At 35.8% G+C, this 16,307-nt stretch carries 13 protein-coding genes and 1 tRNA gene; 3 read left to right on the top strand and 11 right to left on the bottom strand.

The window, feature by feature from the left end:
* Positions 1-117: 117 nt before the first annotated feature.
* The 4 genes from R2Q77_RS06960 to R2Q77_RS06945 are packed head-to-tail and all read right to left on the bottom strand — an operon-like array spanning position 118 to position 7,948.
* A complete protein-coding gene (locus tag R2Q77_RS06960) occupies positions 118-3,723 on the bottom strand; it encodes a BamA/TamA family outer membrane protein (protein WP_316802998.1) in 3,606 nt (1,201 codons plus the stop codon).
* Between the two features lie 39 nt (positions 3,724-3,762).
* A complete protein-coding gene (locus tag R2Q77_RS06955; protein WP_316802997.1) occupies positions 3,763-4,674 on the bottom strand; it encodes an SdiA-regulated domain-containing protein in 912 nt (303 codons plus the stop codon).
* Positions 4,675-6,723: a polyphosphate kinase 1 gene (gene ppk1 / locus R2Q77_RS06950; RefSeq protein ID WP_316802996.1), complete on the bottom strand. Its 2,049-nt coding sequence runs from the start codon at positions 6,721-6,723 to the stop codon at positions 4,675-4,677.
* 4 nt (positions 6,724-6,727) lie between these two features.
* Complete coding sequence (locus tag R2Q77_RS06945) at positions 6,728-7,948, bottom strand: Pycsar system effector family protein (protein WP_316802995.1); 1,221 nt, start codon at positions 7,946-7,948, stop codon at positions 6,728-6,730.
* 469 nt (positions 7,949-8,417) lie between these two features.
* Here R2Q77_RS06945 and R2Q77_RS06940 point away from each other — a divergent pair.
* A tRNA-Ile gene (locus R2Q77_RS06940) sits at positions 8,418-8,491 on the top strand.
* 193 nt (positions 8,492-8,684) lie between these two features.
* On the opposite strand, the gene R2Q77_RS06935 is transcribed toward R2Q77_RS06940, so the two are convergent.
* The 6 genes from R2Q77_RS06935 to R2Q77_RS06910 all read right to left on the bottom strand — a co-directional run bounded on the left by R2Q77_RS06935 (position 8,685) and on the right by R2Q77_RS06910 (position 13,439).
* On the bottom strand, positions 8,685-9,344 hold the full coding sequence (locus R2Q77_RS06935; protein WP_316802994.1) for a JAB domain-containing protein: 660 nt from the start codon (positions 9,342-9,344) through the stop codon (positions 8,685-8,687).
* 8 nt (positions 9,345-9,352) lie between these two features.
* Positions 9,353-9,853 carry a hypothetical protein gene (locus tag R2Q77_RS06930; RefSeq protein WP_316802993.1) on the bottom strand — a complete coding sequence of 167 codons (501 nt, stop codon included), beginning with the start codon at positions 9,851-9,853 and terminating at the stop codon, positions 9,353-9,355.
* A 321-nt stretch (positions 9,854-10,174) separates the two neighbouring features.
* The gene (locus R2Q77_RS06925; protein WP_316802992.1) at positions 10,175-11,278 is read right to left on the bottom strand and encodes a DUF4238 domain-containing protein; all 1,104 of its coding nucleotides are present in this window, start codon (positions 11,276-11,278) and stop codon (positions 10,175-10,177) included.
* A gap of 7 nt (positions 11,279-11,285) precedes the next feature.
* Positions 11,286-11,954 (bottom strand): hypothetical protein, encoded by a 669-nt coding sequence (locus R2Q77_RS06920; protein ID WP_316802991.1) that lies wholly within the window; start codon positions 11,952-11,954, stop codon positions 11,286-11,288.
* A gap of 2 nt (positions 11,955-11,956) precedes the next feature.
* Entirely contained in the window at positions 11,957-12,583 is a 627-nt protein-coding gene (locus tag R2Q77_RS06915; RefSeq protein WP_316802990.1) for a DUF4145 domain-containing protein, read from the bottom strand.
* A gap of 478 nt (positions 12,584-13,061) precedes the next feature.
* Positions 13,062-13,439 carry a ribonuclease E inhibitor RraB gene (locus R2Q77_RS06910; protein WP_316802989.1) on the bottom strand — a complete coding sequence of 126 codons (378 nt, stop codon included), beginning with the start codon at positions 13,437-13,439 and terminating at the stop codon, positions 13,062-13,064.
* A 362-nt stretch (positions 13,440-13,801) separates the two neighbouring features.
* On the opposite strand from R2Q77_RS06910, the gene R2Q77_RS06905 reads away from it, so the two are divergent.
* Positions 13,802-14,275: a DinB family protein gene (locus R2Q77_RS06905; protein WP_316802988.1), complete on the top strand. Its 474-nt coding sequence runs from the start codon at positions 13,802-13,804 to the stop codon at positions 14,273-14,275.
* A gap of 63 nt (positions 14,276-14,338) precedes the next feature.
* On the opposite strand, the gene R2Q77_RS06900 is transcribed toward R2Q77_RS06905, so the two are convergent.
* On the bottom strand, positions 14,339-15,064 hold the full coding sequence (locus tag R2Q77_RS06900; RefSeq protein ID WP_316802987.1) for a hypothetical protein: 726 nt from the start codon (positions 15,062-15,064) through the stop codon (positions 14,339-14,341).
* Between the two features lie 464 nt (positions 15,065-15,528).
* Between R2Q77_RS06900 and R2Q77_RS06895 the strand changes: the two genes are divergently transcribed.
* Positions 15,529-16,137, top strand: coding sequence for a hypothetical protein (locus tag R2Q77_RS06895; RefSeq protein WP_316802986.1), 609 nt, complete (start codon positions 15,529-15,531; stop codon positions 16,135-16,137).
* Positions 16,138-16,307: the final 170 nt, after the last annotated feature.

Here is a 16,307-nt window from a genome sequence, read left to right as displayed (position 1 = left end):
CGTTATGTATTTCATAACTAATCAATTGCAAAGATATGAATTGAAAAAGTTACACAAAGTCTTCTTAACGTAATACTATTTACGAAAATATTGGCGTTAACGTTTTTTGCAAGTATTCTAATACCTAAAATTCATTGATACGTAAGGATACCATCCATCTGTAGAATGCCCCATAACAAAGCTGAAAACAGTCAAAGAAGCGGGTGCAAAATACACACCTCCCCCTACTCCGTGATGCCATATATTTGATGGTTCATTTCTTTTCCACACACGTCCAACATCATAAAATCCGAGCAAGCCTACCTGTCCGGGCAGTACATAACTTACTAAATCACCAAGTTTAGCCCTTAACTCCAGGTTATTGTAAAAACTCTGCTCACCTGCAAATCTATATTGGCGGTAACCCAGTAAATTACCCTGTCCGCCTAAATACTGTACCTGGTAAAATGCAGGCTTTCCAACAGTTACACCACCACCAAAACGATCGGCAAGAATAAAGTTCTTCCGACCATCCAGGTTTTTATATAATGCAATGCTGGCCGTAAACTGTCCGAAGGAATTTGAATTTTTATTTATCCCTTTATAGCCTACGAGTTTAAAATCTACATAACTTCCTAAAGTTGGCAACAAATCGTTATCCCGTGTATTATTGGTAAAATTAACAATGGCACCGGCAAACATCTTCTCATTCCGTACCGTTAAACTATCAGAAGAATGCAACTGGGCCGGATTTTCGATAAAACGACCATTATTTCCTCCTTCATTGTACTTATAATACTGATAGGAAGGACCAATACTGAATGTTGATTTAGGCCTGCGCCATCTTAACGCAGCATCTACCTGATACAGGTTAAATCTTGTACGATAATAATGTACATCATCGGCATGTTCATCAAAATGCGTTTCGTTACCCAATCCAAAAAAGTTTTGCAAGTAATTTGGTGCATTTGCACTTCCTTTTAGGGTAAAATCTGCCTTACCAATGGCTTTTAACCATTCGCCTTTATAATCAAATTTAAAGGCAGAAGTTTGAAAAGAGTGTAAAAATGAAATGGTTTGCGAATTGCCATAAGGCAATTTCCTAAAGCCCGGGTTGGTTTGTTTATAAATTAAGCCCAACAGTAAACCATCATCGCTATTATAACCGGCATTAAGCAATATTGAATTTCGGCGGTACATATCTTTAGCTATGTAACTTACATTGGATGTATCATTTGATAAGGTTTTGGTTATTTTATTTGCATCCTCACCTTTAAATTCGGCTTTGCCCTTTCTGTCGTATAGCCTTACATTGCTGTTGCTGTTTTCAAAATCATATACTTTTTTTCCTTTTCCGCCAATAATCCTGATTTTAATATTTGATGTTTTATTATTTAAAATTAAACTATCATTGCCATTATGCAGGTAAATGCGAAGCTCTTTGGTTACTTTAGGATCAAAAACACGGTTAAATAATTCGGCTTTTATATTTCCTTCTTTCGAAATTTTATTGATTTTAACATTCAGACCTTTGTTTTCTGCATCATTTATTTGTACAAGCTCATTTTTATCAGATACTTCAATATCTACAATACGATTGAAGAAATGATAATAATCGTTCATCATTTTTGGTAAAGTTGCCCTACGCTCTTTTAATTCGGCCAATATAACATCATGATGTATGGCATAAACCGGGTCAGGAAGTTTTCTTAATGCTTTTTCAAAAATTTCATCAGTATAATAGCCACAAAACTCATTTACAATTTTGTTCCATTCTTCTTCACCAATATTTGCCGTCCACCTGCTGCTGAGCTCTCTTCCTTCCCATAAAAACCAATCTATATCTTTAATATTCCTTTCATAGCCTTGCATCATCGGCAGTAAAGAGGATGACTGCGTATAACGTTGTAAAAAGCCATCAGATCTGTAAAATACCTGATCACGATCTCTCGGCACTGGTATATAATATTTACCACCTTTTTTCTTGGTATCTTTCCAGCGCCATTGATCATCGTGACGGTCCCAATCTCCAAGTAAAACATCAAAAGCCCTGGCCTTTACCCAGGCTGGCCCATCAAAAGTATTATCGTTATCGTCATTCAGCTTTTTATACATTTTAGCCGAATTATCTGAATCTCCCAAAGGCTCTCTTTCTTCCAATAAACAAACCGTATTTGCGAAAGCGGCTGCAAATTCGCCTAAATTATCATCGGGAGACACCATACCAATTATTGGCTCGGTGTGTGGAATGCCTGCAGCTTTTGCCAAATCGGGCACCACTAACGCAGAGAAAGGGTGTTGTGCCGACATATTATCGCGGATAACATCTTTAGCAAAAGTTTCGCGTAACTGGGCAGGTAATAATACTTCAGGGTATTTTTCTACGCTCCTTAAAACCCATTCTTTACCATTCTTATCTTCTAAACGCAAGGATCGTGATTGGTTACCTCCGCCCCGCTTGGTTGCCTTTAAACCACCCGCTATTTCAGAAATCCTGATCACAGGCATTTTGGTTTTCACAACATATTCTTTACGGTAATTGTCGCCAAATAGGTAACGGTGAAAACGTCCTACACTATCATATTCAGGTTTTATACTTACCATAACACTATCAACCGTTAATGGCTTGGCCTTCTGCCTTTCCTTCAAAGTAATTTTCTCGAAAGGTTTTGTATAGCTGTAAACCCTTTGTACGCCGGTATCCGCATAAACATAATATTCGTAGCGCATATCATTATTCATCAGTTGATCTGCCACTACATATCCCTGTTTCATTTCATGAAATAAGGAATTTTTTCCTTTTCTATTTGGAGAAATTTTAGAACCAGAGCCGCTTACAATCTGCAACTGCTTGCTTTTAATTAATTGTAAACCATGTTCGTGCCCGGCAACATAGGTTACATTGGGGTAATCGCCAAAAACATCAGTTACCGATTTAATCATGTCTTTATAAGCCGGATGGTTTAAATCTTCGGGGCTTAGCAATGTAGAACGCAAAAGTGGGTATACCGATCCGAGTACCGGCATTGGAATATATAAATTCTTATTTAATGAGGTTAATGGAAAAAGGTGGTTTCTGAGATTGAAATATCCACCGTGCGGGCCATAACTTTGAAAAGGATGGTGTGAAGCTAAAAGAATTACCTTGCCTTTATTTTGCTGCAGCAGTTCTTCCATACGGATGAGAACCTCATCTTTTGTATTGCAATCGCATTCTGCAACCGGATTTTTTTTATTGTAAGGAAAAAGCCACCATTCACTATCGTATGCTATAACCGTTAAATGATCAGTTAAGTTAATAGCAACCGGATCGGGGCAGCCATTATCAGGAATTAATTTTAGCAAAGGATCATTCTGAGCCTGCAAAAACTCACCCTGTGCTTTAATTTTAGCCAGCCCTTTTGGCCCCGATTTATCCCAATCGTGGTTGCCCGGAAGGAAATAAACAGCCGCACCCATTGCTCGCATAGGCTCAAACTGTGATTTTAGAATATTTTTAGTGTCTTCCTCTTCCACGCTCCCTGGAAGCCCCATACCCGTAGGATAAATGTTATCGCCCAGGTAAAAAACAGTGGTTTTATTGGGTATAATTTGTTTGGCTGCATTCTTTAAATCCTGTGTTTGTCCTGAATTCATTTCTCCGGCATCACCAAACAAGATTACCCGATATTTAACTTCCTTTTGTGCAAGGACAATTAAATTAAGCAGTAACAGGGTTGTAATCAGGGTAAATTTCTTAATCATATCGGGCGTTTTGGCATTCAAAAATTTATGGCGGGTTTGTTATCCTTTTTTGTATTTAAACATCAATATATTACCTGCGGCTAATGTTCCGCCTTCATTAGAAATATAGAGGTTATTGTCTTTATCAAATGCAATTCCTTCTGGTTGGTTAAATAATGTTCCGTTTAACGGCTGACTCGATTTAATTTTAAAGTTTGCATCCGTAATTAAAATCATTTTATTAATCGATGAAAGAATATACCATTCGCCTGTAGCGGGGTTTTTAGCCAATGCTGAAGGGCGGAATTTCACTTTTGAATTATCTGAAACCGCAGCAATATCTTTAAAAGGCAAACTAAACTCATCGCTTTTGGTTAAGCTTCCATCGTCAGCAATTTTAAAAGAATATACAATTGTTTCTTTATTTTTTGCCTGTTCTTTGTTCTCCTTTGTTAAAATATAGAGCAATCCTGCTTTTTCATCTGCAAATAATCCTTCGTATTCTGCTTTCGGCACAATACCCTTTGTTTTAATTACGTTTGACACTTCTGGCTTGTTAATTTCTGAAATGGGAAAAGTATGCAACTCTCCATTACTTTTTAGCACGATAATCAGGTTTTTATAAATTGTAAGGTCTTCATAATCACCTTTGCCACCAAACTTGGTAAATCTGGCTTCTTTATCGCTTAAACCTAAATGAAATAGATCGCCATCCTCGTCCTGAATGGCAAAAACTTCTTTGGCATCTCCATTATGGAATACTATACCCGAAATTTCAAAAAGGTTTTGTGGCATATTATACTGAACCGGATTTTTAAGATCGTAGGCAAAATCCGATGGTGTTGCAACATTGGAGGTATCTCTTTGTTCGGTTTTATTTTCTTTATGGCTGCCATTTACACAGGCAACTGTCAAAAACCCAAACCCTAAAGCCAGGAATGATAATAATATGGTGTTTTTATTGGTTTTCATTTAGGTATTCTGTTTTGATTTTAAAAATTGATAGATTTCGTACTGAGACTGAATGGTTTTTCCTTCTTTTAAAACGGGTACATTGTTCATCTCTTCATCAATAACAACCGCCTGAACATTATCTTGTTTTTGAAGATTGATTATTTCCAGCAATTCGGCTTTAATGTTCTCCTCGTAAATTGGAAAACAAACTTCTATCCTTCTATAGATATTTCGGTTCATCCAATCGGCTGAGCCAAGGTACATATCTTGTTTACCCAAATTATTGAAGATAAAAATCCGCCCATGCTCTAAATAACGATCGACAATACGAATTACTTTAATATTGCTGCTTAAACCTGTTACACCAGGAACGAGCCGGCAAATGCTCCGTACAATCATGGTAATTTTTACCCCTGCCTCCGATGCTTCGTAGAGTTTACTAATTAAAGTTTTCTCTTCAAGGTTATTCATTTTTATGGTAATGGAAGCTTCTTTTCCTGCTTTTGCATGTTCAATTTCACGATCTATCAATTGAAGAAAAGCACTTTGGAGATTAAACTGGGCAACGAGTAAGTGTTTAAAGTTAATTAAGTCAGGTTTGACTGGTTTTTCACGTTTAGCCAAAAAGATAAATAAAAGTTCCACCTCGCGCAACATTTCTTTATTGGCTGTCATTAAAATATGATCAGTGTAAAAAGCAGCAGTACTTTCGTTAAAGTTCCCCGTTGCAAATAAGCCTGTATAATCGGTACGTTCGCCCACTCTACGTTTAACAAGCGCTACTTTTGCATGTACTTTTAAAGCCGTAACACTGTAAATAATATCAACCCCGGCCTCTTTCATTTTTTTTGCCCATTTGATGTTATTGGCTTCATCAAACCTGGCTTTAAGCTCCACTAAAACAGCCACTTTTTTACCGTTTTTTGCTGCACTGATTAAAGCATTTACAATTTTAGAATCGCTGGCTACACGGTACAGGGTAATGTAGATTTCGCAAACCGCAGGATCAATCGCTGCTTCATTAAAAAACCTTAAAACCGGGTCATAACTTTGGTAGGGTGTATGAAAAATCAGGTCTTTTTTATGAATTTCTTCAATTAGGGTACCCTCGGTAATATCCCTATAAATTTTTGCCCAGGATGGGTTGGATAAGGCACCCGAACTTACCGGAAAAGCCATCAAATCTTTAAGGTTGTGGTATCGACCACCCTCTACCATATTGGCTTTTTTCAGGTTAAATAACTTTTTAATGAGTTCCAAACCTCTTTCAGAAATACCTGGCTGGTGCAGAAAACGGGTAGCCAAACCCGAATCGCGTTTTAGGAGCTGGGCTTCTATCTGTTCTGATAATCCACCAGAATATTCGTCGGTAAGGTCAATCTCTGCATCGCGGGTAATTTTAAAACTAAAACAGCCCGTAATTTCAACTGGTCCGAAAACAAGATTTAAATGCGTTCTTACAATATCATCTAAAAAAACAATTGAAGTTTCTTCGCCATGCACCACTTTATAGAAACGAGGCAACTGGTTTGATGGAATATTTAAAATCACGCCTTTATCCTCTCCATTTTTTTTGAGTGTAACCAGAAAATAAAGCTCGTTATTGGATGGAAAGAAATCTGTTTTTTTATGGATGTAAACTGGCTGCAAAAAGGCTAAAACCTGACTTTGAAAATATCGCGTAAGTTCTTTTTTTATTTCATCCGGAAAAGCAGAGGCATACACCAGATTGATGTGATTTTGTTTTAATTCAGGAATAATATCTTCCTGTAACGTTTTACCATAACGCTGCTGCTGTGCTAAAATAAAAGCATTGGCGGTATTTAATAAATCTGCTTCAATCTGAATATCATTATCACTTTTATTGCTTAATTTCTCTAAAGCCAATAAAACAGGCATTCTTACCCGATAAAATTCATCCAGGTTGGAAGAAAATATCGATAAGAATTTTATTCTTTCTAAAAGCGGCACTTCTTTACGTCCGGCTTCCATTAAAATCCGTTCGTTAAATTTTAACCAGCTTAAATCTCTGTTAAAAAAAGTAGTGGTATTTTGTATTTCTACCATAAACTTAATCCTTACCAAAAAGTAAAAAAGCAATCATAAATGATAATACAGATGCGATTAAACCAAACATAAAAATATTGTAGGCCAACCGGATCAACTTATATTTACGGCCCAATACCACCCCCTGCGAATATACATCCCGGATAAGTGTGCCGTATAAAAAATCCTTATCGTTCATTACCTTAACCATGCCTTCGGTATAATTTTCTAAAGACATTTTATAAAAATTGCCAAAGAATAAAAGATTTACACTTTTTTTATCGAGATCTTCTGTTGTAAAAACACCTGCCGGTATAGAAGGGCGCGTTGAAAGGATGGAAACCACAACACATGACAAGCTGACCATCAACAATATAAAGGTCGGGATCATTAAAAAATTACTGCTATCAAGTTTCCTCAAAAGCAAACTCACTACTAAAGATAAAATAATGGAATTTACTGTGATAAGAATATGAGCCTTATTATCTGCCATATCACTCAATCGCTGGTTATTTGCAGATGTAATTCTAAACATCGTTTCAATTCCTTTTTCAGGCCGATCTTTTTTATTGCTTTTAGTCTCTTTTTCTATAATGGTCATCGGTTTTTCTTCAACATTAACCGGTGTTTTTTCCTCTTCATTTTCAAGATCTTCAGCTAACCTTGATTTAAGTTTGTTTATGTTTTTCACCTTTTGATCGCCAAGCAATAAATTTACATAATCAGTGTGGTAATGATGAGATTCCATAAACTGAATATCTCTTTTGCGCCAATCTAATTTACTAATGTCTGTTTTATGAATCAATTCGACCTCTTTATGCATCAGTTTGCCCTTTTTTCTAAAGTCTTCCAACCCTAAATGAAAAAGATCTGCATCGCATAAAATTTCATCAAGTTGATTAAGGGGTTTTTGAGGGATTTTTGTGCTTAAAATTGCACCAGATACCAAATTTATAACCTGTGGATCAACATTATGTTTCGCTAAATAATGTTCAGCAAGCGCTGCTCCTTTTGCCTCATGATGTAAAGCATCTTCAAAATAACCGGTATCATGAAACCAGGCTGCAGTTGTTACAACAAAAAAATCCTGCTCATTTAATTGGTAATGATTAGCAATTTGTTTCGCCGCATGAACAACATCTTCTGTGTGTTGTAAATTGTGATAAACCAATCGGGGATCGTGATGTGTATTAAAATAATTGCTAACGTGTTGTTCTACATCCTCCTGCAGTTTTATATAATTCATTTTTGTCTGGTAAAATGGTTCAGGTATTTTAAAAATCTGTTAACTCTATTATGGCTATATCTAATTTTAAACCGATAATCACTATAAAAATAAGCTAAATTTCAGATTTCTCGCACTTTGCCTCATTAACAATAATAATGCCTGTTGAAACATGCTCGTTTACATTCAACTCCCTTTCTGAAAATAGTTCATAATATTTTAATTTCTGCAACCAACCTGGGCATCTAAACATGTACAAAGTTAAATTACATAAAAAAAACAGACATTGATCTTAGATAAGAATTGAATAAATAAAGTGGTTATAAATTAAAAAAGTAGCTATTATGGTTTTGTCTAAAGTTTTTAATTGAAATTTATTTAATTGAAAATGAGTGAATCTTACTTTTTTTTGAAATTTAAAGACAAAACTTTTTCTTAAATTGAATCCAAATTTGTAACATTGCACTCGCAAAAAACAAATGTTTTTTCCGGGCCTATAGCTCAGCTGGTTAGAGTAGAAGACTCATAATCTTTTGGTCCCTGGTTCGAGCCCAGGTGGGCCCACTGCTTTAAACCCCTTTAAGGATAACTTGAAGGGGTTTTTTGTTGCTCAAAAAATGTTATAGCCCATTTAAAGGCTGTTTTATGATGGCAGGCTACTGCTGCCGATTTAAAGTTAAGTATTTGTATTTACACTTGAAACTCTGTTTTGCATTTCATTTCGGTAAACATTTGGCGCGTTTTGGCGCGCGCCAATTCATATCATGCCATCATCGGCGAAGCTATAATAGTTATTGTCAGCTAAAATGATGTGATCCCACACAATAATATCGAGAAGTTTCCCACACTCAGTCAGTCTCTTTGTAAGCTTAATATCAGCCTCACTTGGCCTAACTGATCCACTCGGATGGTTATGCACCAATATTATTGATGAACTGTTAGCTTTTAAAGCAGTAGCAAACACTACCTTAGGATCAACATAAGTTCCACTCACTCCACCCATTGATATATCAACTATCCCCAACACTCGATTGCTACGATTGAGTAGGATCACTTTAAATTCTTCGAGGAAGTTAATCTTGCCCGTATCCCACTTCTGTTTTAAAAGTGAATACATCTGTTGAGATGATGTAATCCGGGGTCGTTCATTGATGTTGTAATCTGGCTTAGGTCGTTCACTTGGGTAAGAGCCTAGTAGAAGATATCCCGCAATTAAACCGTTGTTGAAGTTAAATACTTTATCATGTATGCGGTCAAACGTATTTTGTATTTGACTAGTTGCATTCTCAACTCTAGCATCTGATCGATCAAACAATTTGTTTGATTCAGCGAATAACTCTTGTGTTTCTTGCCTTGCGTTGATCGCTTTCAGTGAGTTACTGATTTCCGTTAGCAGCCTTAATTCTTCGTTACTCATAAGATACGCTAGATAAAGTAGTCATCCATTTTGATAGTCAACTGGTCATTTGGGATATTTAACACTTCCTGATAATAGGTCAGCCAGAAAGATAATATTTGGTTAGCAACTTCAGTAAACTTTAGCTTGCTACCATTGTCCATTTCTAGAATCAATGAATCTACCCCGAACTGTTTAGTGAAGGCATTGTTGAACGGACTATTTTGTTTTATTACTAAACTTAAATTTGACTTAGGCTTTGAAAGAAATCTGTGCTTATTGGTATTAGCTATATCATGCATCAGCTCAAGGTAGGGGCATTTAGGGTACAATGTTTTCCTAAACTCTTCTAATTGCGCACTCGATGGTTTAGGGTTGACCTCTTTCAATACCCATTCAATTAAATGCCATGATGCACTTGCAAATGCTAATGCTCGTTGTAGCGAATTAGGATTCTCTTCATAGTGATTGTGTAATTTTATGAGTTCTTTAAATTGTTGGATGTGATTTAATGAATTGCCTACTATCATTGAACTAATATAGTTAAGTAACTAGTTTGTTTTGGTGTGTATTTATCCACATCCTACTTTAACCATTAGGTTTTATCATTTGTAGGTATTTAAAAGAGTCCAAAAGACTGGCTTGATGTTCGCCTTCTTAAGTGTAGATGTGGTATTAGCTCATTTAATGAATTTAACACAATTGATTAGCTTTGGAATGTGCCATATACGCATTTGAATGTTTTCCAATAGATTAGCTATTGCACATCTGTTTATAACTCAGGCTGAAAAATATTGAGGATAGTAAATAAATTGCTTCCTTTGATGGTTTGCTGCCATCTAAATTTATTTTTACACATCATAACCATTGGCTTTTAGTAAGTTTATGATTTCTAAGAGTTGACCATCATTATTGATTAGGGGATCTTGTTTTTGACTTCTTACCTCTTCAGCAACAACTTCACTATATAACCCATGAATTGACATCAATTCGGTCAAAGTTTTCATTTTTGTAGCTCTATGCTCAAGATTTAGTACATTTTGAATATTCTCATCATTCCATTTCCCGTACTTCTGCTGGTCTTCTAGATGCGCAATGACAGAGCCAGGCAAACCCAAAATCCAGTCCTCACAATTTTGTTCCACTTGTAGATTTGTAGTCAAAGCCCACCATTTATCATGGTTCGAACGATAAACTGTATCTAACATAGCCTCTTCTGAATTTGGATATATTATCAAATAGTGGTTTGGATCAAGGGGCAATTGAATAATGTTATTTAGGTCAAAAAGATTTAATGCGTTATGACCATTATGAATGATAACAGGATTATCGGAAGTGATTAGCCTGACCTCATCAGTGACCTTAACAACACCAATTCCTGCATGGATTTTAAACTGTATGAACTGGTGCCATTCTTTTAAATGTGATTGGAGAAACTCAAACTTTCTTTTCAGTTTCATTTGATTTTTAACACTTTCTAGGTCTTTAATGTCGAAATCAAATTCATAATTCCGGAATTTGAACAAAACATGCCCATTCGCATCTTGATGATACTTAGTTGCGTACTCAAGTATTCTGTTGGAGAGTTTAGTGTTTTGATTTAAAAACTTCGGTGTCCGAAAATATAGACTCATACAAGTCATTACAATTTTTGCTCGTTGAACAAGTGTTATAGTTTTTAAATTTGGATCGGTAAGCCAGCCATAAACCTCAGGAAATACAGCATCTACTTCATTTGCGTAGAATGTCTCAAGTGCATATTTTTTGTCTATTTCTCCGTAAGGTAAAGTGTAAAGGTTCTTATCTACACAAATATCCCTAATGCTCAGTAAGTTCGGTTTTACCACATCATCCTTACGTTGTTTCGCTTCAACAAATGCCTTATCTCCATCTATTAACGCAAAATTTTTCAAATAGGACTTCGGTATAAAGTGTTGATGCTTTGACGCACTCATAATAAAATCAATTAATTCTAGCAATGAAATTCACCACACCTTGATACATTAATTCAACTTGCTCCTTTGAATACTCTTCATATTTGCCATGAGCAGCCTTGTTTCTGAGGTCTAACCATGCCGTAATACTTTTTTGATCTAGCTTATTATATATGCCTTGCGATGCTAGTTCGCTGTTAAGCGTGTCTGCTTTTTTGGGTATTATTCTGTCAGGTTTTTGAATTTCCAATGCAATGCTATTATTAATGGCCAGCTGTCTTAAATGTTCCTCTAAAACACTACCAATCATAACTGCAGCAGGATCTTTGTATTCTTCAGCTAATAAATGTTCGGCCATCTCTAAGAAGTCAGAAAAGATCTCGGCAGATAATAGTTCTTTTAATGTAAAAAGCCACCCTCCATCAATTTCACTCTTAGCCGCCTTTAATATCCCAATAGCTGTTATAGTATTATGTGGCGTACTGAGTTTAGCTTTTGAATCAAACTCGAGGTAGATTGGATGGGAGTTATTAAATATGGTACGCAAAAACGAGAGGGACGCTGATCGAAGTTCATTAAACTTCTCAACGTCTACAGATGGTTTACCAGATGCCTTACTGACTGTTTTCGTTTCGAGGACTTCTTCCGCAAGTCTTATCAATTCGTCAATTCTAGTTTTAATGTTGTTGAAATTCATGGCTATTGAGTGTCACGGTTTACTATTGCTTTTACTTTATCATCCGGTAATGAGTTATAGAGGCGACCAACTTGTTTTGGCAATGATATCATGTATTGCACAACGATATTAGTAAGTTCAAATAAGCTACCTACTACCTTGGGGTCATCTATATCAATCTGACCTGGATGTACTGCCTCATTACCAGTTACTCTCACTATATCTAAAGATTGTTGAACTATTGGCGGTAAGCCCTTTGCGACTAAGTGTTTAATATCAGTATTAATATTTGTTCCTGACTCTCCAAGCTCTTTACACAAGATTTGAATGCCTAATCTTAACAATGCCGCTGCACCACGTGGGGACTTTTTGTAAATAGAGCCTGCCTCAAGATATACCTGTTTCACATTCTCTGGCATATCATCATTTGGAAGGGGAGCATTTCCATTATCTGGATAATACATTATATCTTCAACCCAGATCGTACTGAGGCTACAGTGTGCGCAAGTGCCAACTCTAATGGGGTTTGTTAAATTATTAGGATTTTGACCACCATCCCATCTTCGTAGCCACCAAGTTTGCTGGGAAATGGCCTCGCAATGGGGACAAGTAAAAGACTTTTCTAAAACACTAGGCGTTATAAATTTCATATGAGAATAGTTAATATTATTCAAATATAGAAATCTATTGGAACTTATGCTCAACGCTTGCGAACTGAGAAAATGTGTGAGAATCAGCAGTTGCAAAGCAACGGGATTCGATCTATGTTTTAACACAAGCGTTAGCGCAGCATTTTCGATTACGAAGGTGAGCTGAAAAGTGGAATGCGTTTGGGCTTATCCAGGATGAAGCGAAGCAAATCCTAAATGAAGATAGGGAGAAGGTTCATGAAGACATTCGCTTTGCCAAAATTAAAACCATGACAGAACGAATGTGATGGCGTGTGTTTTAAGTGGTATTAGACATGGCATAGCACCGATCTTCCTACTCATGTTAACTCTGTTTGATGCTAATAACTACTATAATAAAAGTTAGACGCAGTGCACTACAGCACCATCATGAGCAAAACAAATGGCTACCACTGCGTAAGTAGCAAAGGAGTAAAAGGCTTTGTATAGAAGCGTCTAATCAATTTTTATCAACTCCAACCTGCCAACCATCTAATTGACAATCGTATTGATAACCGAAGTCCCACATTGTTTGATTCCAATTATTAATTTCATTTAAAGACATCTCTATATCATTAGTAACGCCATGAATATCCCAGAAATCATCAGCTTTCTCTATAAAAATTTTACTATAGAAAGGAAATTGTAATAAGAGATTGTTTTTGAATTGAACGGCTTTATCTTCATTATCTGTAATAAAGACGAATTCTACCTGCAACTTATCATTAGGTTTTATTCCATCAGCATGTATGTTGTTCAATATATCCTCATTTATTTCCAAATGGATTTCAGAATTATATACGTCTGTTGTAAAAAAGGTGTTCACGATATTAGCCATACCACTAAGTTAGTAAAAACGAGCAGAATTAATATTAGAATCCCTGCATTACCCTTAGTAAAAGAAGAATCTATCTTTCCTTCGGTTAGTCATCGGATGTTATACTCCGTACATCTTGGAGCTGCATTTTGGTGCATTTCTTTAGTGAAAGAAACGCCATACGTCTTCATTGGTCGTACTAAAGAATGGTATGCCTTTAAAACAGCCTTACTGGGCTTTGTGAAATGCATCATAAACAATCTGTTAATATAATTTTTGTAAGTAGATTCCTAAAAAAAGGTAAAGTTTGAATTTTAATGCGAAAAGCTTACTTTAGAGAATATTACGGCTTCTTCTGTTGCTATGGACTTAAACCAACTTAAATGAATAATGAACGTTTCGAATGTGAAATTTTAAGAGCGAGCAGGATTAGGCTATTACAATTAATAGAAACGAGTAATTACGAAACATTATTTAAAATTCCAGAGGGTTTTAACAATAATATAATTTGGCAAATTGGTCATTGTATTACTTCTCAACAGAGACATATGTATATGCGTAGCGGATTACCAATGTATATATCTAATGAATTCATGGAATCCTTCAAAATTGGCTCCTCTCCAGGTTCCTGGAAAATTACGCCAGAGGTTAATGAGGTGAAACATCTATTGATTGATACCGTTAACCACCTCGAATCAGATTTAGAATCTGGATTATTTGTGAACTATACCCCCTTTGAGTTACCCATAGGATTTCAAGTGAAAAATCATGTTCAGGCGCTACAAGCCGCTAACTACCATGAAGCGGAGCATAGTGGGAAGATTTTTACGTATTTGAAGCTGCTACTCAAAGAATGAGGCAGCAAATCACTTGTCATACAGATTCTATAGTTCTTTTCCCGAAAAGTAAGATATATGGTTTTAAGGATTTATCCCAATTTTTTTAAAAAGACCTTTGGTAAGGTCAAATGAAAAAGCTGAAAAAAAGATAAAAAAGCCGGGAATCATAATGTAAGGATGCCAAAAATACAGATACCGCCAACCATAGCCATGGCTTTCATTTATATAGGTATACGCCAATATTCCTACTGCAAAAGCAATCAATAGTAGTAGCCCAATCACCGTAAGAACTATGGCTTTGGCATTCCATTTCACCACCACCCCGTCTATTCCAATATATGGAGGTTTCCGCTCTCTATCCAGCACAATCCCAATGCTATTGCCTACTTCAAAGCGGCGTTGATCCGGTTTTGAGTCTACAAACTCAAACTCTTCCGAAACCAAAGAACTGAAAAAATTGTAGAACGATACTTTCAGTTGCAAGTGCTGTGCATCATTTTTTTCACTGATTACTTGTTTTTCAAGAACGGTTCCTTTTCTTTTTTCACCACGTTCGAACAACTGAGTAATGCCCTTTTTTTTCAAAAAAAGATTAATTAAAAATCGCCTGATGTAATAAATAAATACGATGAACCAAAGTGCCGTGCCCAGGCCAAGCAAAAAGAATGCTTTGCCGGCAGATGTATGAATCATCTCATAATCGCTTGAATGAAGACCTCCGGCGTAATGGAGAATAAGTGGCAGTCCAATCGCAAAAAACAACAAATAGATGATCCAAAATGTAATCAAAAGATTCCAAAACTTCATAGAAACCAGTTTTTCATAGATTAAATAATGCTTTACGTTACTTTGTTAAAGATAGGTAATATAGCAATATTAACCATGACAATCCAGGAAATGATCTCCAAATAATTCCGGCAATAATTACTACCGAATCCCATTTTGGTCTAAAAATTTCGGGTCCGGTTGGAGATGCTACACCTCCATGCAAATTTACAAAGCCTGCAATCTTGTTTTAAAATGAGCAGTAAACGGAAGTTCATTAAGTGCTTTTTTATGCCTGTTGGTTGCTTGTTCTTTTTCTCTAAATTTTGTAAGCAATTTTCCGTAATTTATGAATGCATTACTTAAATCCGTTAAATTATTTTCTAATTTGGATGGTTTCTCGACTACTTTGAGCGTAGAATATATCTGGTAGATTTTCTTAATTTAGAAGCAAATATGAATCCTTATTTGTTAGCAGAATAGAACCATCAATTAAAAGTAACTGTATGAAATATTTCTTTTTAATCCTGTTAGGAATGACTGTCATTTCGTGTAAATCACAAACAAAGACAGACCTCTTAGCCTTAAAATTTGATGAAAATATATTGAGCATTGTTCAGGGAGATAAGCAATTAAAAAAGGATGAGGATCCGAACCTTGCATTGAATGCTTATACCACAAATAAACCAGGTAATTATGTCCTTGGCGAAGTTAAGCTTAGTACCTATTCATTTCCTAATGGAAATCTTGCTGATTATAATAACTTATCTGTGTTTATTACCGGTAAGGATAAAACAAATTATTTAGGCTTTAAGTATAGCACTGTTAATCAAGACGAAACAAAGATTATTGCAGATTATTTAAAAAAAACCTACCCAAGTTATGAGCGGAGAGACACAAGAGGAAATGGTGAATTTTTTTTTTGGGATATACCAAAGCTTAATGCATGGATTTTTATGGATCAGGGAATCTCAAGAGACAAGAGCGGTAAGAATTTTTTTAGCACCAATTTTATCTTTGTAAAAAAAGGAACACGAATGTCGAATAGTACCGATTCTAAAATCATCACCATTAAAGAATACTATAACATGATGTATCCAGATGTACTTAAATAACCAGATTAACCGCGCCATTCTCAAAATCATTAGGCTTGAAGCCATAATTAAAAAAATGTAGTGAATTGAACCTGTGACCGTGTTGTATCAGAATTTAAAATAAAATTGTAAGGAAAGAGAATCCAATTCGACTAAATGTACAATGAGGAACTAAATTGTTTACCGGCTCT

It is taken from the genome of Pedobacter nototheniae (genome assembly GCF_032678625.1).
Lineage (GTDB): Bacteria > Bacteroidota > Bacteroidia > Sphingobacteriales > Sphingobacteriaceae > Pedobacter > Pedobacter nototheniae_A.
The sequence above is the reverse complement of the archived record's forward strand: the minus strand, read 5'-3'. Positions and strand labels throughout refer to the sequence as shown.